The sequence below is a fragment of the Nitrosomonas halophila genome, from assembly GCF_900107165.1.
Lineage (GTDB): Bacteria > Pseudomonadota > Gammaproteobacteria > Burkholderiales > Nitrosomonadaceae > Nitrosomonas > Nitrosomonas halophila.
This window is the reverse complement of the sequence record NZ_FNOY01000007.1, coordinates 1-26275: the sequence shown is the minus strand read 5'-3', so window position 1 is coordinate 26275 and position 26275 is coordinate 1. Positions and strand designations below refer to the sequence as shown.

Annotated in this window: 20 protein-coding genes and 1 tRNA gene; 9 read left to right on the top strand and 12 right to left on the bottom strand. The window is 49.6% G+C overall.

Features of this window, described 5'->3' with window-relative positions:
* Positions 1-83 precede the first annotated feature (83 nt).
* Both hpnH and BLV85_RS02845 read right to left on the bottom strand, forming a co-directional pair.
* Entirely contained in the window at positions 84-1247 is a 1164-nt protein-coding gene (gene hpnH, locus BLV85_RS02850) for an adenosyl-hopene transferase HpnH (protein WP_090411932.1), read from the bottom strand.
* Positions 1248-1461: 214 nt separating this feature from the next.
* Positions 1462-1549, bottom strand: a tRNA-Ser gene (locus BLV85_RS02845).
* Between the two features lie 244 nt (positions 1550-1793).
* Between BLV85_RS02845 and tkt the strand changes: the two genes are divergently transcribed.
* Complete coding sequence (gene tkt / locus BLV85_RS02840; RefSeq protein WP_090411930.1) at positions 1794-3812, top strand: transketolase; 2019 nt, start codon at positions 1794-1796, stop codon at positions 3810-3812.
* A gap of 61 nt (positions 3813-3873) precedes the next feature.
* A complete protein-coding gene (gene gap / locus BLV85_RS02835) occupies positions 3874-4875 on the top strand; it encodes a type I glyceraldehyde-3-phosphate dehydrogenase (RefSeq protein ID WP_090411928.1) in 1002 nt (333 codons plus the stop codon).
* A 161-nt stretch (positions 4876-5036) separates the two neighbouring features.
* Here gap and BLV85_RS15615 read toward each other — a convergent pair whose 3' ends face one another.
* Positions 5037-5360: a hypothetical protein gene (locus BLV85_RS15615; RefSeq protein ID WP_245725068.1), complete on the bottom strand. Its 324-nt coding sequence runs from the start codon at positions 5358-5360 to the stop codon at positions 5037-5039.
* Here BLV85_RS15615 and BLV85_RS02830 point away from each other — a divergent pair.
* The 3 genes from BLV85_RS02830 (at position 5248) to fba (ending at position 9482) form a co-directional block, all read left to right on the top strand.
* The gene (locus BLV85_RS02830; RefSeq protein WP_245725067.1) at positions 5248-6417 is read left to right on the top strand and encodes a phosphoglycerate kinase; all 1170 of its coding nucleotides are present in this window, start codon (positions 5248-5250) and stop codon (positions 6415-6417) included. The two genes, BLV85_RS15615 and BLV85_RS02830, sit on opposite strands and share 113 nt — an antisense overlap.
* 25 nt (positions 6418-6442) lie before the next feature.
* Entirely contained in the window at positions 6443-7903 is a 1461-nt protein-coding gene (gene pyk, locus BLV85_RS02825) for a pyruvate kinase (protein WP_090411925.1), read from the top strand.
* A 514-nt stretch (positions 7904-8417) separates the two neighbouring features.
* Complete coding sequence (gene fba, locus BLV85_RS02820; protein ID WP_090411923.1) at positions 8418-9482, top strand: class II fructose-bisphosphate aldolase; 1065 nt, start codon at positions 8418-8420, stop codon at positions 9480-9482.
* Between the two features lie 72 nt (positions 9483-9554).
* On the opposite strand, the gene BLV85_RS02815 is transcribed toward fba, so the two are convergent.
* The 9 genes from BLV85_RS02815 to BLV85_RS02775 all read right to left on the bottom strand — a co-directional run bounded on the left by BLV85_RS02815 (position 9555) and on the right by BLV85_RS02775 (position 21015).
* The gene (locus BLV85_RS02815; RefSeq protein ID WP_090411921.1) at positions 9555-11135 is read right to left on the bottom strand and encodes a CYTH and CHAD domain-containing protein; all 1581 of its coding nucleotides are present in this window, start codon (positions 11133-11135) and stop codon (positions 9555-9557) included.
* Positions 11136-11139: 4 nt separating this feature from the next.
* Complete coding sequence (gene ppk1, locus BLV85_RS02810; RefSeq protein WP_090411919.1) at positions 11140-13266, bottom strand: polyphosphate kinase 1; 2127 nt, start codon at positions 13264-13266, stop codon at positions 11140-11142.
* A gap of 57 nt (positions 13267-13323) precedes the next feature.
* Positions 13324-13596: an oxidative damage protection protein gene (locus BLV85_RS02805; protein ID WP_090411917.1), complete on the bottom strand. Its 273-nt coding sequence runs from the start codon at positions 13594-13596 to the stop codon at positions 13324-13326.
* A 571-nt stretch (positions 13597-14167) separates the two neighbouring features.
* Entirely contained in the window at positions 14168-15094 is a 927-nt protein-coding gene (locus tag BLV85_RS02800) for a septal ring lytic transglycosylase RlpA family protein (protein WP_245725064.1), read from the bottom strand.
* Between the two features lie 12 nt (positions 15095-15106).
* A complete protein-coding gene (gene rodA, locus BLV85_RS02795; protein ID WP_090411915.1) occupies positions 15107-16216 on the bottom strand; it encodes a rod shape-determining protein RodA in 1110 nt (369 codons plus the stop codon).
* 144 nt (positions 16217-16360) lie between these two features.
* Positions 16361-18238 carry a penicillin-binding protein 2 gene (mrdA, locus tag BLV85_RS02790; protein WP_090411913.1) on the bottom strand — a complete coding sequence of 626 codons (1878 nt, stop codon included), beginning with the start codon at positions 18236-18238 and terminating at the stop codon, positions 16361-16363.
* Positions 18235-18786 carry a rod shape-determining protein MreD gene (gene mreD, locus BLV85_RS02785; protein WP_090411911.1) on the bottom strand — a complete coding sequence of 184 codons (552 nt, stop codon included), beginning with the start codon at positions 18784-18786 and terminating at the stop codon, positions 18235-18237. The genes mrdA and mreD overlap by 4 nt, the downstream gene beginning before the upstream one ends.
* Positions 18743-19651 carry a rod shape-determining protein MreC gene (mreC, locus tag BLV85_RS02780; protein WP_090411909.1) on the bottom strand — a complete coding sequence of 303 codons (909 nt, stop codon included), beginning with the start codon at positions 19649-19651 and terminating at the stop codon, positions 18743-18745. The genes mreD and mreC overlap by 44 nt, the downstream gene beginning before the upstream one ends.
* A gap of 302 nt (positions 19652-19953) precedes the next feature.
* On the bottom strand, positions 19954-21015 hold the full coding sequence (locus BLV85_RS02775; protein WP_090411907.1) for a rod shape-determining protein: 1062 nt from the start codon (positions 21013-21015) through the stop codon (positions 19954-19956).
* A gap of 154 nt (positions 21016-21169) precedes the next feature.
* Here BLV85_RS02775 and gatC point away from each other — a divergent pair, with 154 nt between their 5' ends.
* The 4 genes from gatC (at position 21170) to BLV85_RS02755 (ending at position 25694) form a co-directional block, all read left to right on the top strand.
* The gene (gene gatC, locus BLV85_RS02770; RefSeq protein ID WP_090411904.1) at positions 21170-21457 is read left to right on the top strand and encodes an Asp-tRNA(Asn)/Glu-tRNA(Gln) amidotransferase subunit GatC; all 288 of its coding nucleotides are present in this window, start codon (positions 21170-21172) and stop codon (positions 21455-21457) included.
* 57 nt (positions 21458-21514) lie between these two features.
* Positions 21515-22978 carry an Asp-tRNA(Asn)/Glu-tRNA(Gln) amidotransferase subunit GatA gene (gatA, locus tag BLV85_RS02765; RefSeq protein ID WP_090411902.1) on the top strand — a complete coding sequence of 488 codons (1464 nt, stop codon included), beginning with the start codon at positions 21515-21517 and terminating at the stop codon, positions 22976-22978.
* Between the two features lie 213 nt (positions 22979-23191).
* Positions 23192-24628 (top strand): Asp-tRNA(Asn)/Glu-tRNA(Gln) amidotransferase subunit GatB, encoded by a 1437-nt coding sequence (gene gatB / locus BLV85_RS02760; RefSeq protein WP_090411900.1) that lies wholly within the window; start codon positions 23192-23194, stop codon positions 24626-24628.
* Positions 24629-24653: 25 nt separating this feature from the next.
* Positions 24654-25694 (top strand): alpha/beta hydrolase, encoded by a 1041-nt coding sequence (locus BLV85_RS02755; protein ID WP_090411898.1) that lies wholly within the window; start codon positions 24654-24656, stop codon positions 25692-25694.
* Positions 25695-26275 lie beyond the last annotated feature (581 nt).

Sequence of the window (26275 nt, the reverse complement as noted above, 5' to 3'; positions counted from 1 at the left end):
GGATAGGCGTTTCCAGATCACTGGTTCTCTGCGCTCCAGTCGTTTCCTGACGGGCGGCCAGGGCGGCTGCCCGGCAACGCTGCTTAATTGTCCGAACGTGAGGAGTTATCCTGCGATGTTGCGGAAGCCTTGCGTTCAACGGTCACCGGTAAAGGAAAGGCTGACTGTTTGCTGCCGTTGTCTGGAGACAGATTGGGTTTCTGTGAGGGATCCGGCGCCATGGGCCCTTCAGTACGTGGGCCGCGCATGCTCACACGCAGTGCTTTAATCGGATGATCGAAGGTGTCGTTGATTGCAGTGGGCTCGAAGCCGCAATGCGCCATGCAATTCGCGCATTTTGGATTGTTCCCTACGCCATACTGATCCCAATCGGTTTCCTCCATCAGCTCGCGAAAGCTCGTTGCGTAACCTTCATCCACCAGTAAATAGCAGGGCCGTTGCCAACCGAAGAGATTGCGCGTGGGATTGCCCCAGGCCGTGCATTGGTAATTCTGGTTGCCGGCCAGAAAGTCCAGATAGAGACTGGAATGATTGAATTTCCAGGGTTGTTTGCGCTTCTTGCCGAGCTGAAAAATGTTACGAAATAGCCGCTTGCTAACAGAACGTTGCAAAAAGACATCCTGACGGGGGGCATGCTCGTAACTGAAACCCGGTGAAACATTGATGCCTTCGACGCCCAGTTCGGTGGCGGTATCGAAAAATTCGGCCACTTCTTCTGCGGTTTCTTGTTGAAACAGGGTGCAATTGACCGTAACCCTGAACCCTCTTTCTAGCGCTTGTCGAATGACCGGGATCACTTTGTCATACACGCCTTCCCGACAGACGGAGGTGTCATGCCGCTCCCGATTGCCATCCAGGTGAATGGAGAAAGTCAGGTAGGGTGATGGCTGGTAGTCATCCATGCGACTGTCCAGCAAGAGCGCGTTGGTGCACAAATAGACAAATTTCTTGCGCTCGATGATGCCTTGTACGATCTGAGGCATTTCCTTGTGAATGAGCGGTTCTCCACCAGCGATGGAAACAACCGGCGCCCCGCATTCGTCGACTGCGTGCAAGCATTCATCCACGCTCAAGCGGCGGCGCAACGTCTCCTCTGGATAATCAATCTTGCCACATCCCGCGCAGGCCAGGTTGCATTGAAACAGAGGCTCGAGCATCAATACCAGCGGGTAGCGTTTATTGCCCTGTAGTTTTTGTTTGAGAATGTAACTACCGACTCGATATTGCTGCAAAAATGGGACGCTCATTTAAAATTTCTCCATTTATAGGTATGCGCATCTATTCTGTTTGTTTGGGCGCTCTCACCGCCAGGCGTTGAAGAATGACGGCGGTCAGTAGTGGCCAATCCATCTCATCTCTTGTCAGGCGTTTTTTTGTCGAAAGAGTCTTGAATAAACACATAGTCTAAATGCAAAGACTGGTCAGTATCGCCCTGGTTTGTTCAGAAACATTCCGGATAGGTGGCGGAAGAGGTGGGATTCGAACCCACGAACAGTTTCCTGTTGCTGGTTTTCAAGACCAGTGCCTTCAACCACTCGGCCACTCTTCCTATGCTGCTTGACTTCCAGTTACTCGTGCTGTGCTTGTGCGCATGATACCTGCTCCAGGAGCATTTTACCAGTGAGCGCCTCTACAGCAACCCCGGAATAAATCCTGTAATGTGAATAGACAAGCAAACATTCAGTTGTGAAGTATTTTAACTTAAGAGATAATATACGTTTTTGCCGGCTTTTGTTGTCGTATGGCGCGGAAGATCGGGCTGAGTCTTTTGAATAATTCAAGGGTGAGAATAAATGAAGGAAGCATTTAAGGATTTCGACGCGCCAGTATTCAAAAATTTGACTAGTGCCATCCGCGCACTGGCTATGGATGCTGTCCAAAAAGCCAATTCCGGTCATCCTGGTATGCCAATGGGCATGGCAGAAATCTCCGAAGTGCTGTGGATTCATCATTTGCGCCATAATCCCGCCAATCCCAAATGGGCCGATCGTGATCGTTTCGTGCTGTCAAATGGCCATGGTTCCATGTTGTTGTACGCATTGCTGCATTTGTCGGGTTATGACGTAACCATCGAGGATATCAAGAATTTCCGTCAATTGCATTCCAAGACGCCCGGTCATCCAGAGTATGGCTATACACCGGGGGTTGAAACGACGACAGGCCCATTGGGGCAGGGCATAACCAATGCAGTGGGCATGGCACTAGCGGAAAAAATTCTCGCACAAGAATTCAATCGCCCCGGATTCCCGGTCGTGGATCATCACACTTATGTGTTTTTGGGTGATGGTTGTCTGATGGAAGGTATTTCGCATGAGGCCTGTTCGTTGGCCGGCACGTTAAAACTGGGTAAGCTGGTCTGTTTCTATGACGATAACGGGATTTCCATTGATGGTCATGTGGAAGGTTGGTTCACGGACGATACGCCCAAACGCTTCGAAGCCTATGGCTGGCACGTCATACCTGATGTGAATGGACATGATCCTGAAGCGATCGAGGCGGCCATCGAGGCGGCGAAAAAAGTGCAGGATAAACCCACCATGATTTGCTGCAAAACGGTTATCGGAATGGGCTCGCCAAATAAGGCCAATACCCACGCAGTACATGGTGCGGCATTGGGAGACGAGGAAATTGCTGCTGCCCGTCCGCATATCGGTTGGCATCATTTGCCTTTCGAAATTCCGCAAGATGTCTACGATGCATGGGATGCGCGAGCCAAGGGCCAAGCGTTGGAAAGCCAGTGGAATGCGATGTTTGCAGAATATGCCAACAAATACCCAGCTGAGGCTGCGGAGTTCAATCGCCGCATGGCTGCCGAGCTGCCGGCCAACTGGTCTGATTATGTCGATGGGGTCATCAGTCAAATCAATGCCAGAGAGGAAACTATTGCTACGCGCAAGGCCTCGCAGAATGCGATTGAGGCGCTGGCGCCGGTGTTGCCTGAATTGGTGGGCGGATCAGCTGATCTGGCAGGTTCCAATCTGACAATGTGGTCAGGCTCCCAGGGGGTGAGTGCGGACAGTACGGGTAACTATGTTTACTATGGCGTCAGGGAATTTGGTATGAGTGCCATCATGAATGGCATGTCACTGCATGGGGGCATTATCCCGTACGGTGGCACCTTCCTGATGTTCTCGGAGTATGCTCGCAATGCCTTGCGCATGGCAGCATTGATGAAAATTCGTAATATTTTTGTATTTACCCATGATTCGATCGGCCTGGGTGAAGATGGACCGACCCATCAGCCAGTCGAACAGACAGCAACGCTGCGACTGATTCCGAATATGGATGTTTGGCGGCCATGTGATACCGTGGAATCTACCATTGCTTGGGTGCGTGCCATAGAGCGGCGTGAGGGACCCACTTCCCTCATATTTAGCCGTCAGAATTTGCCGTTCCAGAAACGGGATGCGATGACAATTGGTTTGGTTAGCAAAGGTGGCTATGTTCTGTCCGAAGCAACCAATGGAAAACCTCAGGCAATCATTATTGCGACCGGCTCCGAAGTGGGATTGGCCATGGCTGCGCAGAAAGTGCTGGCTGAATCCAATGTGATGGTGCGCATCGTTTCAATGCCTTGCACGAGCGTATTCGATAGGCAGGAACAGGACTATCGCGAGAGTGTATTGCCGGCCGGGATCAAGCGTGTGGCGGTGGAAGCCGGTGTGACCGATTATTGGCGCAAGTATGTCGGCTTGGATGGCGTGGTGATCGGAATCGATACATTCGGTGAATCGGCACCAGCAGGGGAGCTATTCAAGTATTTCGGATTTACGGTCGACAACGTCGTTGATGCGGTGAAAAAGATTCTGTAAATGAATGGATGAAATTTATTTTTCGTCGATGGCACAAGTTTTTGCATAAGGAGAGAGTTGTATGACAATTAAAGTTGGTATTAATGGTTTTGGGCGTATTGGGCGAATGGTTTTTCGCGCTTCTATTGAGAAGTTTAGTGATATAGATGTCGTCGCGATCAATGATTTGCTTGAACCGGATTATCTTGCTTACATGTTGACGCACGACTCCGTGCATGGCCGTTTCAATGGTGAAGTATCGGTAGAAGGCAACAATCTGGTCGTCAATGGCAAAAAAATACGTCTGACCGCAATCAAAGATCCAGCTGAATTGAAATGGGATGAAGCCGGCGTTGACGTGGTCGTGGAATCAACTGGACTTTTCCTGACTAAGGAAAGCTGTGACAAACATTTGCAGGCAGGTGCCAAGAAAGTCGTTATGACAGCACCTTCCAAAGATGACACGCCGATGTATGTCTATGGAGTAAATGACAAGAGTTATCATGGCGAAGCCATTATTTCTAATGCCTCCTGTACGACAAACTGCCTGGCGCCGATTGCTAAAGTATTGAATGATACCTGGGGGATCAAGCGCGGGCTGATGACGACGGTTCATGCTGCAACCGCCACTCAGAAAACCGTAGATGGGCCTTCCAACAAGGACTGGAGGGGCGGACGCGGTATTCTGGAGAATATCATCCCGTCATCGACGGGGGCTGCCAAAGCGGTTGGCGTGGTCATTCCTGAGTTGAATAAAAAGCTGACAGGGATGGCATTCCGTGTGCCAACCTCTGACGTTTCGGTTGTGGATCTGACCGTCGAGCTGGAAAAAGATGCCTCCTACGAGGATATATGTAACGCCATGAAGTCGGCCTCTGATGGTCCGATGAAGAACGTATTGGGCTATACCAATCAGAAAGTGGTATCTACTGACTTCCGGGGCGAGAGCTGTACCTCGGTCTTTGATGCCGAAGCAGGTATTCAGCTGGACCGGAACTTTGTGAAGGTTGTTGCCTGGTACGACAACGAATGGGGCTATTCCTGCAAAGTATTGGAAATGGTACGGGTGATCGCCGGGCACTGACCATGCTGAATTAGCAAGAGCCTGCAAGAGTGGATGGTGTCCATGAAAGGTGCTCGTATGGCCCGAATTGGACGTCCCTGACGAAGCATGCGGATCGGTTTCGCATACTTCGTCAGGGGTAGACCAGTGAATTTTCCTTGAAAATCATAGCGGGCAAGCCTTCAAGCAATTGTCATGCAGTCAATTGTTATATCCCGTGCCTGGTGATTGCAGACAGGAATAAACAGCTTGAGACAACCATCGAGTAACACGCATTTCTGCCTTTCGGCAACAGGGCTTTCGCGATTATTCTTCCTGAATTCAAATACCGGAAGGTAACCATCTTCCGCTTCTTTACCAACATCCGCAAGATATGGAGTTAATGTGTCCGTCATTAAACTGATCGATCTAGACTTAAATAATAAACGTGTCTTTATCCGCGCCGATCTCAATGTGCCGATTAAAGACGGGAAAGTCACTTCCGATGCGCGAATTGCTGCATCCATGGCTACCATCAATCACTGCGTGGCACAAGGCGCGAGAGTGATGGTTACTTCCCATTTAGGTCGCCCTGAAGAAGGTGTATGGACTGTGGAAAATTCCCTTCAACCCGTAGCTGATGATATTAGCAAACGACTGGGAAAGCCTGTTCGTCTGATCAAGGACTGGATGGATGGGGGATTTGAAGTCGCAGCGGGCGAGCTGGTGGTCCTGGAAAACTGCCGAATCAACAAGGGTGAGAAAAAGAACAACGAGGAGACTGCACGCAAATATGCCAGTCTATGCGACATCTTCGTGATGGATGCTTTTGGTACTGCGCACCGGGCAGAAGCGTCAACCCATGGGGTCGCACAATATGCACCGGTCGCCTGCGCAGGAATTCTGCTGACAGAGGAGCTCGATGCGCTCACCAAGGCGCTGCATGAGCCGGCGCGACCAATGGTGGCGATTGTCGGGGGATCCAAAGTTTCTACCAAACTGACGGTTCTGGAATCCCTTTCCGAAAAGGTGGATCAGCTAGTGGTTGGTGGCGGAATTGCCAATACCTTTCTCAGAGCAGCGGGTCATAATGTTGGCAAGTCGCTCTGCGAAGACGATCTGGTGCCGGTTGCCAAATCTCTGATGGAAAAAATGCAGGCGCGCAATGCGACTATTCCAATCGCAGTCGACGTCGTAGTGGGCAAGAATTTTTCAGCGGATGAGCCGGCAGTTTTGAAGACTGCGGACAATGTTGCTGATGACGACATGATTTTTGATATCGGTCCCAAAAGCGCGCAGGAACTGGTTGACATTATCATGCAGGCTGGGACGGTCGTTTGGAACGGTCCAGTCGGTGTGTTTGAATTTGATCAATTTGGCGAAGGTACACGTGCGATTGCCAAAGCGATTGCCGAAACCAGCGCTTTCACTCTAGCCGGTGGCGGAGACACTATCGCAGCCATTCAAAAATACGATATCTATGACAAGGTCTCGTATATATCTACTGCCGGTGGTGCATTCCTGGAGTTTCTGGAAGGAAAAAAATTGCCTGCTGTTGAAATTCTTGAATTGCGTGCACGTTGAAACCTGAAGAAATCATTTCCTGGGAATGATGCGAAGAACAAAAATTGTGGCCACGCTGGGGCCAGCATCCAGCAGCTCGGCAGTCCTGGAGCGAATGATTGAAGCCGGTGTGGACGTTGTTCGCATCAATTTCTCGCATGGTACTCGAGAAGAGCATATCGCCTATGTGGAACAGATACGCTCGCTGGCGCGCTCGGTCGGCCGGACTGTAGGCGTGCTGGCTGATTTGCAAGGGCCAAAAATCCGCATTGGGAAATTCGATCAGGGAAAAATAAGCCTCAAAACCGGAAGCGAATTTATACTCGATGCCGAGTGCGAATTAGGCAACCAGGAGAGAGTCGGACTTGACTACCGCGAGTTGCCCAATGATGTGGAAGCTGGCGCAACCTTGTTGCTGGATGATGGGCGCATTGTGCTCACTGTTAACAAAGTTAACGGCAGCGAGATCCATTGCCAGGTGGTACAAGGCGGCATCCTTTCCAATAACAAAGGCATCAATCGCAAAGGTGGTGGTTTGAGTGCACCGGCCCTGACTGCCAAGGATTTGCTGGACATCAAGACTGCTGCGGTTCTTAAAGCCGACTATCTTGCTGTATCCTTTCCTCGTTCCGGTGAGGATATACGAATGGCCAGAGCGTTGATGCAGGAGGCCCAGGGGCATAGTTTGCTGATGGCGAAGATTGAGCGTTCCGAGGCGATCCTGGCACTGGATGATATTCTCGATGCTTCAGATGCGATCATGGTGGCGCGTGGTGATCTGGCTGTAGAGGTGGGGGATGCGGCCGTCCCTGCATTGCAGAAAAGAATGATCCGGTCAGCGCGAGCAACCAATAAACTGGTCGTGACGGCAACACAAATGATGGAATCGATGATTTTCAGTCCGATTCCAACCCGGGCAGAGGTCTCGGATGTCGCCAATGCTGTTCTGGATGGCACTGACGCGGTTATGCTGTCGGCCGAGTCGGCTGCAGGGCAGTATCCAGTCGAGTCTGTCGAAGCGATGGCGAGGGTTTGTCTGGAAGCTGAGAAGGAGTATACAGTCAATCTGGATTTTCGTCGTCCTCCCGATTCGTTGCCGGAAAGTATTGAAGAGGCGATTGCACGCGCGACCATGTATACTGCAGCCGGCCTGAAGATTCGTGCAATTGCCGCGCTGACTCAGAGTGGTGTGACAGCGCGATTTATGTCTCGCAGAAGTTCCAAGGTGCCTATTTTTGCGCTGAGCCCGCAGGAAGATACCCTTGGTAAAATGACCTTGTTTCGCGGCGTATACCCGATTGAATTTGGACAGGGTTTGTGTGATCCTGAACTGATTCTTGACATGGCCGAGCAAGAATTGCTCAAGCGCGGCGCCGTACGAGAAGGGGACCTGATCGTGATGACGATCGGCGAACCAGTTGGGAAAGCGGGCGGAACCAATACCCTGAAAATCGTGAGAGTCGGGGATCAAAAGCTTTCTTCCCAGCCAGGCAAGGAGACCGCTTAGATTTCTTGTGCCAACAGAGAGTCATAATGCCGGCAATTTGGAACCCACAAAAGCATCCGCATCGTTGCTATAATCTTGCATGGTTGACCACGATCCTTAGGTTGGACATGCTGCCCTGTTACACCTGCCAGTAGGAAGTGGGCCGTTATTCGTCGAGACAACTGTTCTGTTTTGCCCCACAAGATGAGTGCGGATGAAATGCAGGAAAAAAGTATGTCTGAAGTGGCAGCTGGATGCCGGGCAACAAAGCGGGGGTGGTGGTTGGATGTTGTATCTAATCTTGGCATGCATCTATCGCAAGGCAACGTATAATCGAGGACGATAGATACTGAATTTGTAAAATTGGGCAATTATATGGCGGGGCGGTCGTCACTCTACTGTAATAGCTGTCTGTCTACACATTATTCTGGGTTTTTATGAGGCTAGCGGGATTTCCGATGCTACGCGGAATGCTCGCATGCGCATACCAGTTTTATTTAAAGATCATACAAAATTTATATAAAAGGAGACCTGAATGGCACTCGTATCATTACGCCAATTATTGGATCATGCAGCAGAAAATGGATATGGGCTTCCAGCTTTCAATGTCAATAATCTTGAGCAAATTCATGCCATCATGCAAGCGGCTGATGAATGCAATAGTCCAGTCATCATGCAAGGCTCGGCTGGCGCACGTAAATATGCGGGCGAGGCGTTTTTGCGTCACTTGATTGCCGCTGCAGTTGAGGCTTATCCGCATATTCCCGTCGTCATGCATCAGGACCATGGTGCTTCTCCAGCTGTCTGTATCAATGCGATTCGCAGTGGTTTCTCCAGCGTCATGATGGATGGCTCACTGGAAGAAGACGGCAAGACGCCTTCCTCATATGAATACAATGTACAGGTTACGTCTCAAGTGGTGCAGATGGCGCATGCCGTGGGTGTTTCCGTTGAGGGCGAATTAGGCTGCCTGGGATCGCTGGAATCCGGCATGGGAGAAGCCGAGGACGGCCATGGTGCCGAGGGCCAACTGACGCATGATCAATTATTGACTGATCCTGAGCAGGCTGCAGATTTCGTCAAGAAAACCGGAGTGGATGCCTTGGCGATTGCGATTGGGACTTCCCATGGTGCTTATAAATTTACTCGTAAACCCACAGGCGATATTCTCGCGATTGAGCGCGTCAAGGAAATCCATCAACGCATTCCCAATACCCATCTGGTAATGCATGGTTCCAGCTCTGTTCCGCAAGAATGGTTGGAGATCATCCGTGAATATGGCGGTGAAATGAAAGAAACCTATGGTGTTCCGGTGGAGGAAATTCAGGAAGGGATCAAGCATGGGGTGCGCAAGGTGAATATCGATACCGATATTCGCTTGGCAATGACTGGTGCGATACGCCGCCATCTGGCCAAAAACAAAAGTGAATTTGATCCGCGTAAATTCCTGAAGGATGCAACCGCTGCCGCCAAGGACATCTGTAAAGCACGCTTTGAAGCATTTGGTTCCGCAGGTCAGGCCAGCAAAATCAAGCCCATTATGCTGGACGAAATGGCTGGCCGCTATGCGCGTGGCGAATTAAAGGCCATCATTAAATAACCTTGTTCTACTGATATAACGCTGCATGATCCGAATAAACAGAGGTCGCAATCGGATCAATGCGGCGTTTGATCAATTAACTGTCCTCCCCCAGAAAAGTTTGGCTTTTCTGAATGCATCCCAGGATTGATCAAGTGCTTTCTTCTTTTCAAGCATGCAGCTTATACTCCATCCGCGAATAATGCCGATGGCTTCATATTGCTCCTCGCGTTGGTTTTTTTTGATGTCCAGTTCATCCAGAAATTTCTGGGTGCCGGCATAGTCATTGATCGCGCCAAGATCGTCTTGCAGTGCTGCAAGTAGAGCGATATAACGTTTACAGGATGCCTGGGGATAGAGTGCCTGAAAAAAATCAGCGATATAGCGCTGTTTCTTAATGTCTATCCGCAAGGCGTGCAGAGCCGGAGCATCCAGCCCTTTTAACTTTTCACCCGTTTGCATGATTGCCTGATGCATTGCAGCCATGCTGGTTGTGGCGAATGTTTTGATGTCACCTGGCGGTGACGCTTGATCACGCCCAACGAATGAGGCCAGCGATTCATTCTGGTCAATCTTATTCAGCCAAATCAATATATCCAGCATCAATCTGGTATAGCGCCTGGAACTGACACGCTTGCGTGCGGCTGCATTGTATTGCTGACGCAGTTTCTGGCAATGCTCGCGGATTAACGGAAGTCCTGTCTGTTTGGGGAAGTGGGAGATGATGTCTGGAAGAGTTTCGGTTACCAGTATGTCCCAGTCCCGGGCTGGATTCAGTTGTCGAAAGAGCCACTTCAACTCTTTCCCGATAGCAGTCACTTCATCGCCTGGAGCGGTTTCGGAGAAGGTATTTAAGGCCGAGCGAAATCGCCGTAAGGCGACACGCATTTGATGCAGGTATTCAATATCGCCGTTGGCCATGAGCATATCATTTTCATTTCTGCCAACCTGAATGAGGCAGTTATGCATGATCATTCTGAGTGCCTGGTGCAGGCGCATTTCTGGTTTGATCTCGGTCTTGATGGCTTTGAACGGAGAGGGGTGCTGCCGGGAAAAAAGGATGTAGCCACGTTCGGCCTTGCTGGCATTCTCCAGCCTAAGTGGAAAGGGGGCGCGATCGACTATGCTGCGTGCCAATTGCAGCAGCTTGATCGGTTCCCCTGATTTGAGTTCAAGCTCGATCTCGCAAATTGGCATTTGCCTGTTACCGGTACCGGTGATGATTCTGCCATGATCGAGGCAAATCTCGATTTCACTCCCATTCTCCAGGTGCAAGTGTTGCAAATGGCGGGTAAATTTAGTGGTGAATACAGGCTGCAGTGCTGCCCGAAATTGAGGATTTTTGAAGAGTTGTTTGATTCCGCGGTGCTGAATTGCGCTGAAATCGGGATATGCAGCGGCTAATGGCGTCTCCCATTCATCATGCTGATGCAGGCCTGCAACAATACTGCCGCCCGCCTTGATCGTCTGTACCCAGTCCTTGCCAATACGTCGTAACCTTAATGAGCAACCCATTTGCTTGAGTTTCAGATCGGGCGTATCGTAATAGATGCTATACAGCTTTTGGGTGATGGCTGCCGAGATATTCAGTGGCTCCAGCCATGCCATTTCCTGCGCCGGCTTGGCGCAACAGGGGGCGGGTAGTGCCAGCTTGAGTTCGATTTCTATTGGCATCAGTTCATTCGATCGAGTCTTGTTTGACAGCTGCGAGTTTTGCAAGCAGATCCTCCTGGGCGCAATATCTTCTGCTGCGTCGGGCTGACTTATGTTTATAGTCGCCTTCACTGTTCATTTCCCATGCCTGTATGTTGTCCCGCAGATAAGGCTTGAGTCCTTCTGTGATTATGCGCTTCTTAAGTCGGGAGTCAAGAACGGGAAAGCAGACTTCAACGCGCCGGAAAAAATTACGATCCATCCAATCGGCACTGGCGAGATAGACGTTAGGGTGATTGTTATTGTGAAAATAAAAAATACGGGAATGTTCGAGGAAGCGGCCGATGATGGAACGTACCCGAATATTTTCCGACAGGCCTGGCACACCGGGACGGAGGGCGCAGGCGCCACGCACAATCAGATTGATCTTGACGCCCGCCCTGGAAGCTGCGTACAGTGCCTGAATCACCACCGGCTCCAGCAAGGCATTCATCTTGGAGATGATTGCAGCCGGCTTGCCTTTGTTCGCATGCTCGATTTCCTGCTGGATGCTATTGAGAATCTGGTTGTGAAGGCTGAATGGCGATTGCCAGAGATGTTTCAACTTGCTCGCTTTGCCAAGACCAGTCAGCTGTAGAAAGACTTCATTGACATCAGCACAAATTTCCTCATGACAGGTCAGTAAGCCAAAATCGGTATAAAGGCGTGCCGTGCCGGGATGATAATTTCCTGTGCCAAGATGTGCGTAGCGTTTGAGTTGGCCAGCTTCTCGTCGGACTACTATGGCCATTTTGCAGTGTGTTTTATGTCCAACGATGCCATAGACGACATGTGCACCCACTTCTTCAAGCCGGCCTGCCCAGTTGATGTTGGCTTCCTCATCAAAACGGGCCAACAGTTCCACCACTACCGTCACTTCTTTGCCCATGCTGGCTGCCGCTATGAGCGCCTCCATCAAAGTCGAATCCGACCCTGCCCGGTAAACGGTCTGTTTGACGGCCACGACATCCGGATCGATTGAAGCCTGCTGAATGAATTCGATGACCGGCTGGAATGATTGATAGGGGTGGTGCAGTAAAATATCTCCCTTGCGGATGACCTGAAAAATATTATTGGCCTTCTTTTTCTGCGACAGAAATGGCAAGCCAGGAATGAACTTGGGAAATTTGAGTTCGGGGCGATCGATTAGATCAGAGACTTGTATGAGCCGCACTAAATTGACCGGGCCATTCACCTGAAACAGATCGACATCTTTTAAGGAAAACTGCTCCAACAGGAATTCGGCCATATGTTGCGAGCAGTTATCGGCAACCTCGAGCCTGACCGCATCTCCCAAATGGCGTTGGGGCAATTCGCCCTGTAAAGCAATACGAAGATTCTTGATTTCTTCTTCGTCGACGAATAAATTACTGTTCCGGGTGACGCGGAACTGGTAGCAACCGACAACATGCATCCCCGTGAACAGTTCTCCTACATGTGCATGAATAATGGATGATAGAAATACAAAACCATAGGGATCTTTGCTAACTTCTTGGGGCAGTCGTATGACTCGCGGCAAGATGCGTGGCGCCTGGACGATGGCAATACCCGAGTTGCGGCCAAATGCATCTTTACCTTCCAGCTCCACTGCAAAGTTCAGACTTTTATTCAGTACACGCGGAAAAGGGTGTGAAGGATCCAGACCGATCGGCGTGAGCATGGGCATCAGCTCCCGAAAAAAGAAACTCTTGATCCATTCGCGTTGCGCATCGTTCCAGGTGTTGCGGCGCAGAAATTGAATACCTTGTTTTGCCAGTGCCGGTAAAATGCTGTTGTTAAAAAGATGGTATTGACGCGCAACCACCTGATGGGCTCGTTCCGAGACCAGATTGAAAGCTTGGCTTGGCGCCATGCCATCGGGTCCAAATCCGGGAGAGTCCAATTTAATCTGCTCTTTCAGGCCAGCAACACGGACCTCGAAAAATTCATCGAAATTATTACTGACAATACAGATAAAACGGAGACGTTCCAGCAAGGGAACTTGTTCATTCTCGGCCTGTGCCAATACTCGGCGATTAAACTCGATCTGGCTGAGTTCGCGATTAAGGAATTGCTTGGAAATGGGAATGTCAGACTTGTTCGTCGCAATAAGGCTGGATTCGTTATCTGCCATGGGATAGGACTGTTATTGTTATAACGTATACAGAAGCTGATTGGTTGTGATGCAATTTTATTGCTCCGGCGGGATGTAACCAGCCGGTTGATCCGCGCCATCACCGAAGAAATAGGCCTCCATTTGGCTGGCAAGGTATTTGCGTGCTTTGATATCCGCCAAATTAAGCCGCATTTCGTTGACCAGCATGGTTTGATGTTTAAGCCACTCCCCCCAAGCTTGTTTCGAAATATTGTGATATATCTTCTGCCCCAGTTCTCCAGGATAAACAGGGAAATCAAGCCCTTCCGCTTCACGTCCAAGTTTGATGCATTGTACTTTTCTAATCATATTTTTCCCATTGTGTATTAAAGGCCTTCTATCATATAACGGCTAAACGAAATATAGTCAATTTCGGAACCAGAAACAGGCCAGCATTGCATATTAATATTGCAATTTTACCGGGAAGAGGAAAGTTTTTGCGCAGGCCCGATGCATTCGGAATGATCGGCTTTGCCGATAAGAGTGTTAATCAGCAAGGCTGCGCAGAGTGACATTGTGCAAGAAAATGCATACCAGTTCAAAATGTTGGCATTTTTTCTGATACTAGGAGGCTGTCCGAGAACAGACTGATCTACTGCGGACGAACCTGCCAGGCTGGATTTTCCGATCCTTTTCGTTGAATAGAACCACTATTCGCCTCAAATGATCGAAAAATCCCGCTCAGCCAGCTTCGTCCTCGCTACGATTGCTATTCTCGGACAGCCTCCTAGCCAAGGGCTGCGGGAATGATAAGTAACGGCTGGCTGGTTCGTAGGCTGATGGGTTTGTGCAGTTCTACTGATCTTGTGAGAATCAAGGGGAATCCACGTTTCCTTGGGAGTGGGCACTGCCCGCGAGCGATTCCCCGGCCTGGTCGCGCTCAATCCACAGCTGTATGTTGGACCAGCATGGGTTTTATCGAGATTGATTCTGTAATGATATCCGCTGCCTGCCCGGCAGAATGCCGGTTTTCAAAAGGTCCGACCAGAATTTTATATAAACCACTGGTTTCGTCGATACGAGCCTGTTGACTCATTGCCGGCAGATCCGAGCGCAATTGTGCAAGATAATTATGTGCGCTGCGGGCGGAGCCGAATGCGGCGAGTTGTAAATAATAGAGCTCGCTTGCCTGGCTGCTGGATTTGAGTGCCATGGCGGACGGGGTCTGGTTCTGATCAAGGTGCGCGCTTGCTTGTCCAGGAACGATGCTTTCAACTTCAACCCATGCGCTGCCATTGGCAAGGATATTCAGTTTATAGGCAGCAACATAGGATAGATCGATTAAGCGGTTGGATAGAAAGGGCCCTCTATCATTGATGCGAACGATCACAGATTTGCCGTTTTGCAGATGCGTGACCCGGGCATAGCTTGGTATCGGCAAGGTGGGGTGGGCGGCAGTCATGGCGTACATGTCGTAAATCTCGCCCGAAGCTGTCTTTTTGCCGTGATAACGCCTGCCGTACCAGGATGCATGCCCTCGTTCTTTGTAGGGCTCGAGTCGGGTCATCGGGGTGTAAGTTTTGCCCAGGGCGACATATGGACGCATGTTGGCGGTTCTCAATGCTTCCTTGCGGGGCACGGCATCGGAAATGGCATCCAGATTGGCGGGCGGGTTGTGCCCGGGACCATCATCGAGATAATAGCCGCCCCCTTTGATTGCATGTGAAGAATATTGTTTATCAATGCGGTTTGCTGATTGTTTGGATGGAGACAGACTGTTGCAACTGGTCAGATATAGCGTAGCGATCACCAGAAAGGGGATCAGTGGCATCATGTTGCGGCGAGAAAGATCAGGTTGATTCGTCATATTTGCGCTGCGTCAAGTTTTAACCAGTTTGGGGTGCGTGTGAATGCTCATCAAAATACCAAAACCCAGCAGGATGGTCACCATTGAGGTTCCCCCATAACTGATGAGCGGAAGAGGAACGCCAACTACAGGCAGAATGCCGCTGACCATGCCAATATTGACAAATACATAAGTAAAGAAAGTCAATGTGATCGAGCCGGCAACCAGGCGTGTGAACCGCGTCGGGGCTTTGGCCGTGATGACTAGGCAGCGTCCGATCACTATTATGTAAAGCAACAGTAACAAACCGTTACCAATCAGCCCAAATTCCTCTGAAAATACCGAGAAAATGAAATCAGTGCTGGGTTCGGGCAGAAAATCGAGCTGAGACTGCGTGCCTTTCTGCCACCCCTTGCCCGAGATCCCACCGGAGCCGATGGCAATGTTGGACTGGATGGTATGGTAACCTGCGCCCAGTGCATCTTGCGAGGGATCGAGCATGGTCATGACGCGCTTGCGTTGGTAATCGTGCATGCCGAAGCTCCAGAAAAGAGGCAGACTGATCGCCGCTGCGATCGTCAGGCTGATTATGATGCGCCATGATAATCCAGCCAAGAATAATACATAAAATCCACTGGCTGAGATCATCAAAGCCGTGCCAAGATCGGGTTGGCGTGCGATCAACAGTACCGGCAACAATAAAATCAAAGCTGCACCGAGATAATCGCGCAACCGCAAGGTGAGATTAGCCTTGTCAAAATACCATGCCATCATCAGTGGGACGGCGATTTTCAATAATTCTGAAGGTTGAATACGAGTAAGCCCTAGATTCAGCCAGCGGCGCGCACCATTGTGAATCTCGCCAAATAATGCCACGGCAATCAAGAGCACGATACCTAATATGTACAGGGGCAAGGCAAGGCGCATAATTTTCTGCAGAGGGATGTTCGCAATGCTCCACATGATCACAAGCGCGATGGCCATGTTGAGCAGCTGGCTTATCACACGAGCAGTGTTGCCGCCGGTTGCGCTAAACAGAACGACTATGCCTGTGATCATTAGTAAGAATATGCCCGCCAGCAGAAAATTATCGATATAGCGAGTCAGGTAATACCATAATTTTTCTGCGTTCAGAGTGATCATGTTTCTAGCCTGCATTCATGAAAAATGGATTCTGACGTCAATAAACTTGGATTTCTCGGTTGAGCGCCATGAGGCGATTTTCTGTCGGGTGCTCTGGTCAAGCCATCAAAACAAAAGCGCCAACGGATTCAGCAAGCAGTTGGATTATCCTGGTTTTTCGATGGGCTCGGGCATTATCCCAAGAAAAAAATAGTCGAGAACTTTGCGTGCAATCGGCGCTGCTGTCGCCCCCCCCGATCCTCCATTCTCAACGAGTACTGTCAGGACGATTTGAGCGTGTTCTGCAGGCGCGTAGGCCGTAAAAAGCGCGTGGTCGCGATGCCGCTCGTCGATTTTGCTAGCGATATAGCGTTCTCCCTGTTTGATATTGATGACTTGGGACGTGCCGGTTTTTCCGGCAAAGGTATAAGCTGCATCGGCGCCGGCATGTGCGGCAGTACCGCCAGGACGTGTGACATCGACCAAAGCCTGCTTGATATGGTCGAGATGTTCTTGCTTCAGATTCAGTCTGTACATTTCCTCGGCAAAGTTATCTTTGATCAAATCCTGCTGGTGATTTGCCTGTTGTTTGATGAAATGCGGCCGGAAGGCCTTGCCATTATTTGCCAGTAACATGGTTGCGAAAGTGAGTTGCAGTGGCGTAGCCAGGTTAAACCCTTGACCAATCCCGACTGAAATCGTATCGCCTGGAAACCAGGGTTGGTTAAAGCGTTCTTTTTTCCATTCAGGGGAGGGCAGCAGTCCGCTCATCTCGCCGGGAATATCGACCCCGGTTTTGTTGCCAAAGCCAAATTGTGCGATGAAGGTGTGAATGTTGCTGATACCCAGATCATGCGAGAGCATGTAGTAGTAGGTATCACAGGATACAACCAGGGATTTATGCAAATCAACCCGGCCGTGCCCTCCCGGCTTCCAGTCTCGAAAACGGTGAGAGCTGCCGGGCAGACTGAAAAATCCTGGATCGTTGATGGCGTAATGAGGTGTGCGTTTGCCCAATTCCAATCCGGCCAGTGCCATGAAAGGCTTGAAGGTGGAGCCTGGCGGGTAGACACCACGCAGGGCGCGATTATTCAGTGGCCTGTCTTTGGATTCATTCAGCAGGCGCCAGTTATAGTGATCAATGCCATCAACAAATAAATTGGGATCAAAGCCCGGTTTGCTGACAAAGGCCAATATCTCGCCATTGGAAGGGTCCATGGCTACCAGCGCACCACGGAATTCACCAAATGCTTCTATGGCCGCTTGTTGTAAACCTATATCGAGAGTAAGCGTAAGATCGCTGCCAGCAACGGGTGGTGCGCGCAGCAAAGTGCGAACAGGACGGCCGACAGCATCCGTTTCGACTTGCTCGAATCCAGTCAATCCATGCAGCGCACTTTCATAGCTTTTTTCAATGCCGGTACGGCCAATATGAAGAGAGCCACGATAATTCTCTAACTGTTGATTGGCTTCGAGTTGTTCCAAATCCTTATCGTTAATACGGCCGATATAGCCGATGACATGTGAGACCCATTCCCCTTTTGGATAATGTCTAAGCAGACGTGCCCTGATATCCATCCCCGGAAAACGGTAGCGGTTCTCGGCAAATCGTGCGACTTCGATATCCGTTAAACGGGAGCGTATCGGTAAGCTTTTGAAACGCGTGCTTTCCCGCTTGAGCTTGTTGAAACGTCTGCGGTCTTCGGGCGTGATTTCGATTAAGGTTGCCAATTCATCGATGACTGCTTCAAGGTCGGCGACTTGATCAGGAATGATTTCCAGGGTATAGGCCGTGAAATTCTGTGCCAAAATTTCGCCATTCCGGTCGAATATCAGGCCACGATTGGGAACCAGCGGCATAATAGCAATGCGATTTGCTTCCGCGAGCGTATTGTAATGTTCGCTGCGTAAAACCTGGAGATAAACAAAGCGGCCGAATAATAGGCAGAATAGGAGCAGAATTCCAATTGCACTGATTGTCAATCTGATGCGGAATTGCCGGAGTTCGTGCAAATGATCGCGAAGTTCGACGGTTTCCTTCATATTTCATCTGGATCGGTGCGTTGTTTAAGGAATTTGCCCAGGATAATTGAAATTAAGGGCCAGAAAAGTGCCCCCGTGACGCTCGAAAGCAAAACATACCATTCAGGGAAATATGTGCCTGCCAGAGTTCCGGTCAAAAATACCACGATTTGAGCCAGGAATAACATCCATAAAACGGCCGGGATCTGCCGGAAGGCATTGAACATGCGTAAACGCCGATGCAGGATTAGAGCAAAGAATGTAAGCAGGCAATAAGCCAGCGCATGCTGCCCCATGATGCTTGCATCGATGACATCCATGATCAGACCCATGACGAAGGCGATGCTCATGCCGGTTTGCTGCGGCTGATGGATACTCCAGTAAAGCAGGGCCAGCGCAACAAAATCCGGACGGAGTATGGCGGCCATGTTCTCAAATGGCAGCAAATTAAGCAGAATAGCTGCAATGAGACTTAAATAAACCAGTGAACTTTTGGCTGGAAGCGGCAGTTCCTGACCAAGGTAGTCATGGCACGTGACTTTGGGTTTGTTGGTTGGGCTGAGTGGCATGGGCGTCGGGATGTTTGGTTTTTTCTTCAAAAGTTGTGAGCGGAGAGGCGATAAGAATCAGTACCTGTCTGTGGCGGTCTACACCAGCCACCGGCGCACAAATAATTCGCGCAAATTCCCGCGAACGGTCATATTCGATATGGGTGATGCGGCCTACTGGCAGGCCTGCTGGATAAACACCGCCTATACCCGAGGTGATGAGCAAGTCGCCATTGCGGACATCGGCATTGATTGACAGGAACCGTAACTCTAATTGGTTATTTCTGCCTGCACCGGAAATCACTGTTCGTAATGCATTGCGGGCGATCTGTACTGGGACAGAATGATCCTTGTCAGTGATAAGAGTGACTTCCGACGTCCACGGATATACTTGTGTGACTTGTCCGATAACGCCCAGATCATCGATGACGACTTGACCTTCCTTGACGCCGCTGGTATTGCCCTTGTTCAAGGTTATTTTGCGATTGAATGGGTCGCGTGGTGTATGCAATATTTCTGCCAGCACGACTTCAATTTCTGTTTGTTGCGCAGCTCCAAGCAGAGCGCGCAATTGTTTGTTTTCGGCGGTCAATGCTTTTAACTGGAAAAACTTGTACTGACTGGTGAGATATTCGCGTCTGAGAAAATCGATTTCTTTGATGAGTCTGAAATCGGATACATAGCGTTCCAGTCGATTGCGCAACTGAAAAGGGGTATGCGCGAGTTGTTGCAAGGGATAGATGATGGTGCCGATAACGCGTCGTACTTCTGAAAGCAGTTCAGACCGGTGATCCGCTATCATGATAAAAATGGATAGCAATACAAAAAAAAACAACTTAGCCAGTGGACTGGGGCCTAACCTGAAGAATCGTGGAGGAGTTTGCATGCAGCCTTAACTTTTCAACATTTCAGGAAGGTGTTAGGGAGTCAGCAGATCCGGGAAAAATACTATGATAGGCCAACAGACTGATCACACAAGGCCGGCGCTGCCCGGCATATATTTTTGTATGATAAGCCGTTTTCCGGGCAATGCCTAGACTGGTTGCGCACATCAATGAGTGGTTTGTCAGTACTGGGCGAGGCAAGAGGGTTGATTGCAACCATAATTCAGTCATGACCAGATCATATGCGTAATCCGTCGCTATCGATCAGCATCAATGTTTCGAGGATTGCCTTGTCAGAGAGCAATCAATAGTCTCTGGCAAAAATTCCAATTGAATTATCGATGTTTTCAAGGGCGATACCAGCGCCACGGACAACACAGGTAAGGGGGTCATCGGCGACGATAACTGATAGTCCCGTTTCTTCCATTAATAGCCGATCGATATCGCTCAATAATGCGCCGCCACCGGTCATGACCATGCCCATTTCCGCAATATCGGAGCCGAGTTCAGGGGGGGTCTGTTCCAGTGCGGTCTTGACTGCGCTGACAATGCTGTTCAAGGGCTCGGCCAATGCTTCCAGGATTTCGTTGCTGGAGATAGTAAAACTGCGTGGAATGCCTTCAGCCAAATTACGTCCCTTGACTTCTATTTCTCGTACTTCGGAGCCGGGATAAGCTGAGCCGATTTCCGATTTGATGATTTCTGCAGTGACTTCGCCTATCATCATGCCGTAATTGCGTCGAATGTAGTTGACGATCGCTTCATCGAACTTGTCACCCCCTACGCGAACAGAATTTGAATACACGATTCCACCTAACGAGATGACTGCGACTTCAGTCGTGCCCCCTCCAATATCGACCACCATGGAACCCGTGGGTGTTTCAACCGGTAAGTCGGCACCCAGTGCTGCAGCCATCGGCTCCTCAATCAATTCAACCTTGCGCGCACCGGCGCCGTAGGCTGCTTCACGAATGGCCCGGCGTTCTACCTGGGTCGAGCCACACGGAACCGAAATCACAATACGTGGGTTGGCCGAGAACAAGCGGGGTGGGTGGGCTTTTCTGATAAATTGTTTGAGCATTTGCTCGGTGACGGTGAAATCTGCAATGACGCCATCCTTCATCGGCCGGATAGCGGTGATATTGCCGGGTGTACGGCCCAGCATTTGTTTTGCAGCCAGACCTACTTGCTGAATCATGCGCTTGCCGCCCGGGCCACCTTCTTGCCTGATAGCGACGACTGAGGGCTCATTGAGTACGATTCCCTGACCACGGACATGGATCAGTGTATTGGCCGTACCCAAATCAATTGCCATATCGGTCGAAAAATAATGACCCAGAAAATTATTGCTTAGGAAGTTAAACATGATGGCAGTATTCCAGCGTGGCAGATTCGTATATGTGTATGTATGGGGTAAGTCTCTTCGAGTAAACGCTATACGCTATAGGCATTAAAAATCATGCGTTCAACAAACGCGTCATGATACTCTATTATGTGTCTCAATATAAAGCTTCAGGAAAATGACCCTATCACTTGACGATGTTAAACGTATTGCGAATCTGGCCCGTATAGAAATTAGCGAGGGCGATGCGCAGCAAACGCTGGCCCATTTATCGGGGATATTCAATTTAATCGAACAAATGCAGGCCGTTGACACCGAAAGCGTCGAGCCCATGAGTCATTCCCAGGACATGGTGCAACGACTGCGCGAGGATGTCGTCACCGAGTCTGATCAGCATGTATTGTTTCAATCCATTGCGCCTCAAGTCGAAGCGGGATTTTACTTGGTTCCCAAAGTGATTGAATGAAATCTCTTGTGCGCATTTACGCGATCACCTTCTTTTCAAGAATCTTGTTGATTGGACATGCTAATAAACGCCAGCCTTAAGCAACTTTCCTTGTTGTTGTCTGAAAAAAAAATTTCCAGCGTCGAACTTACCAGTGAATTTCTGGCCCGTATCCAGACGCTCAATTCCGGGTTGAATGCCTTTATCACTCTTGATGAGGAAAAAAGCCTGGCCCAGGCCCGAGACGCTGACGAGATGATTGCGTCAGGGCGGTCAATGCCGTTAACAGGAATACCACTGGCGCAGAAAGATATTTTTTGTGCGCAGGGTTGGTTGACTACCTGTGGGTCGAAAATGCTTTCGAATTTTGTGTCGCCTTACGATGCGACCGTGATCGAACGATTTAATCAGGCTGGGCTGGTGAATCTCGGTAAAACCAATATGGATGAATTCGCCATGGGTTCCAGCAACGAAACTTCCTATTATGGGCCCGTCAGAAATCCCTGGGACCTATCGGCGGTTCCCGGTGGCAGTTCTGGTGGTTCCGCCTGTGCGGTCGCCGCGCGCATGGCACCGGCTGCCACCGGGACCGATACGGGTGGATCGATTCGCCAGCCTGCCGCATTGTGCGGAATCAGTGGTATCAAGCCAACTTATGGCTTGGTTTCGCGCTATGGGATGATCGCGTTTGCTTCCAGTCTTGACCAGGGCGGGCCGATGGCAAAATCCGCGGAAGATCTCGCGTTGCTTTTGAATCTGATGGTAGGGTTCGATGAACGCGATTCGACGAGCTTGCAACGTGATATCGAGGACTATGCGCGCGACTTGGAAAAGCCGATTGAGCAATTGCGTATTGGGTTGCCGAAGGAATTTTTTGCAGAAGGTATGAGCACCGATGTTGCCAGCGCGATAGAAGCTGCTCTGGACGAATTCCGCAAATTGGGTGCAACCTTTGTGGACATATCCTTGCCGAATAGCAAGCTTGCAATCCCGGTCTATTATGTACTGGCGCCGGCTGAGGCTTCCAGCAATCTGTCCCGCTTTGATGGTGTGCGCTATGGTTATCGTGCCGCGCAATACACTGATCTGGAAAACATGTATAAAAGAACGCGAGCGGAAGGATTTGGCGAGGAAGTGAAGCGGCGTATTTTGATTGGTACCTATGTATTGTCCCATGGTTACTATGATGCCTATTACCTTCAGGCCCAGAAATTACGGCGCCTGATTGCCAAGGATTTCACTGATGCCTTTCAGCAATGCGATTTGATCATGGGGCCAACTTCTCCGACGGTCGCTTTTGATATAGGCGAGAAATGTGATGACCCGATTCAGATGTATTTGTCGGATGTCTATACCAGCGCTGCCAGTCTTGCAGGATTGCCAGGCATGTCGATACCAGTCGGATTCGGCAAAAAGGATCGCCCGGTAGGATTGCATATCATTGGCAATTATTTCAAGGAGGCGCAAATGTTGAATGCTGCCCATCGTTATCAGCAGGTGACGGATTGGCATCATCGGATGCCATCGGATGTCAAGGCATGAGTCTATAAGGTTGGGCCTCAGGGCTCGTTAATAAATAACTTGAGCATACGCTGGGCGTCTTTACCAGGACGACGTTAGGCCCTGCTGCAATGCCTTGACATAAAAGAGTCATTCATAGGATGTATGCTGTTTGACATCCGCGAAATCACACGCTTTGTCCGCCTAACCAGTGAATCTTGATTAAAATTTAGAGAAGATAAGGATTGCCTGATCATGCAATGGGAAATTGTAATTGGTCTTGAAATACATGCACAACTTTCAACGCGGTCTAAAATATTTTCCGGCGCATCGATTGCCTATGGCGCCCGACCGAATTCACAAGCATGCGCCGTGGATATAGCCTTACCAGGCGTGCTGCCAGTTTTAAATCAGGGAGCGGTAGAACGTGCAATCAAATTCGGGCTGGCTATTGATGCAAAAATCAATTCGCCTTCGATTTTTGCGCGTAAAAACTATTTCTATCCCGACTTGCCAAAAGGTTACCAAATTAGCCAATTCGAGCGCCCAATCGTGGAGGGAGGGCATGTCAGTATCCAGGTTGGTGACAGAGAGAAAACCATACGCCTGACTCGCGCGCACTTGGAAGAAGACGCAGGAAAATCGATGCACGAAGACTTTCATGGCATGACTGGCATCGATTTGAATCGCGCGGGTACAGCATTGCTGGAGATTGTCTCTGAGCCCGATATGCGCAGCAGTGCCGAGGCGGTTGCCTATGCCAAGACACTGCATTCTCTGGTGCGCTGGATTGGGATATGCGATGGTAATATGCAGGAAGGGTCATTCCGATGTGATGCGAATGTCTCGGTAAGGCCACTGGGGACGGAAAAACTGGGAACGCGGTGCGAAATCAAGAACCTGAATTCCTTCCGCTTTCTTGAAAGAGCCATTGATCATGAAGTGGCGAGGCAAATTGATATTCTGGAAGAAGGAGGCCGCATTATCCAGCAAACCAGGCTATATGATGCGGACCGGGATGAAACACGCAGCATGCGCAGTAAAGAGGATGCGCAGGACTATCGCTATTTCCCGGATCCTGATTTGTTGCCGGTAGTCATTTCTGGAGAGTGGATTGAACATGCCAAAAAGAGTCTGCCCGAGTTGCCGGAAGACAAGCGTTCCCGATACGTCAAACAGCATGGTCTGTCGGCATATGATGCCAGCGTGCTGACCGTCACACGCGAACTCTCGGACTATTTCGACCAAACGGTAGAGATGCTACCCGGGCAAGGCAAGCTTAGTGCTAACTGGATCATGGGTGAAGTGAGTGGTCGATTGAATAAGGAAGGGCTTGAGATCGCGCAATGCCCGGTTAATCCTGAGCAATTGGCGGGCCTGTTGCGACGGATTAGCGATGGAACCGTTTCGGGGAAAATGGCTAGAGAGGTGTTTGATAGCATATGGTCTGGTGAGGGAAATGACGCTGATGCCATCATTGCGGCAAAAGGCCTCAAACAAATTTCGGATGATAGTGAGATTGAAAAATTGGTGGACGACGTGCTGATCGCTCATCCCCAGCAAGTCGCCGATTACCAGTCCGGGAAAGAAAAGGCCTTCAACTCACTGGTTGGTCAAGTAATGAAAGTGTCGAAAGGAAAAGCGAATCCAGCCCAAGTCAATTCGATACTCAAGCGGAAGCTGAGCGAGTAATTTTCAATTTGCCATCAGTGCGAAAATGTCCTGTTATCGGTTGGGCTATCGTTTTTTGTTGAATAATTATATCCCTGACTTTGGTCGGGTTCGAGTTTCGCAGCAAATCATTCGCGCCGCGAATGAAAATTATCCAATTCTTGTTTATGAGCCGCCCGGAAAGGTTGCAGCGACGCTGATCACTTTTTCGGGCTTTTCTGTTCATGGGTATCGAGATAAGCGCCTGGCCAGACTTTCACGCGCTTTTGCGCGCCAAGGGATGCGAGTCGTAACTCCCTATGTGGCGGATATTGATCAGTTGCGCATACATCCGGTTTCCATCGATAAGTTTGCCGCTCTGATCGAGGCAATACGCGCTGATGACAGCATTAATTCGAGTAAGCGCGCCATCAGTATTTTTGCCGCATCGTATTCTGGCGGAATCGCGATGCTGGCGGCAGCCCGTTACCAAACTGCATCATGTGTCAATACAATTTGCCTGCTGGGTGCTTTCGCCGATTTCCGGAATGTGCTGCGATTTGTTGTTGAAGAAGAAGCTATCGATGAATATGCAAGGTATATTTTGCTGCGCAATTTTCTGCAACGAAGTGATCGGCATAATAACGAGCTAGTAAATTTGCTTGATGTAGCGATAGCCGATAATGGTTTCCGAAGAAAGGTTCCGCGACTTCCTCAAGTGTTACAGGCCACATCACCCGATAATATAGGTGTTTTCTGGAAAATGCTGAACGATGTGGATTTCAGGCGGGGAATTGTTTACGGGGCGTTTGCAGATGTTGATCAAAGCGAATCCTGGGCAGAAAAATTCAATCTTGCAGACAAGCTGGAGCAAGTCACATTTTCAGTCAATTTAATCCATGGGCAGCGCGACAGGGTGATTCCCAGTAGTGAATCCATTCAATTGCATGACGTATTGCAGCATCAGGGTAAGCATGGTCATCTTACCTTGTCGAATCTGCTTGACCATGGCGATTTGATTGTAAATCATGCGCTCTGCAAAGAAATCAGCAAGTTATCTTTGGCATTTGGTGTTTTCATCGAAGCCTCGCTTGCACCCCAAGATTAACTTCTAGCGCGTCGCCAATGCATATACTTTGAAGCCAGGGCGGACTAATCGGCTGGTCTGCAGGCACGGATTTGAGTCGACAATCCTGGCTCAAATATCAGTCTGGATGTCAAGACTGATTCGTTAATCAATCGGGCTTTAAGAAGAGGTGAGTGGTATGGTTGTATGGTGCAAATTTTTACTCCAAAAAAGCCGACCATATAACCACTATAACAGTAATGTTATGAGGACATTTTGCCCATCTACGACGCCAAAATACCGTAATTGAGTAAATATAAAACCCTATGATTTTATTTATTTTTATAATTCCCTAATAAAGGTGTGGAAAAAAAGCTTGACTAAAAGTCGTAAGGTGACTAGCCTTTCATATGTATCTAGTGGAGGTGGATGAAACTTTGCTGGAACAAAACATGAAGTATTTAGTCATAGATCAAGCAAAGACCATAAAAAAAATGTGGTTATTTGCTAAAGTGAGTAATGAAAGCAGAGTATTTCATTACTGTTTCTAACAAAAATGTAGTGAACAGGAGGAATAGAGATGGCAACTACGATGGGAACGAGCAGCGCATCGTCGACCTCGG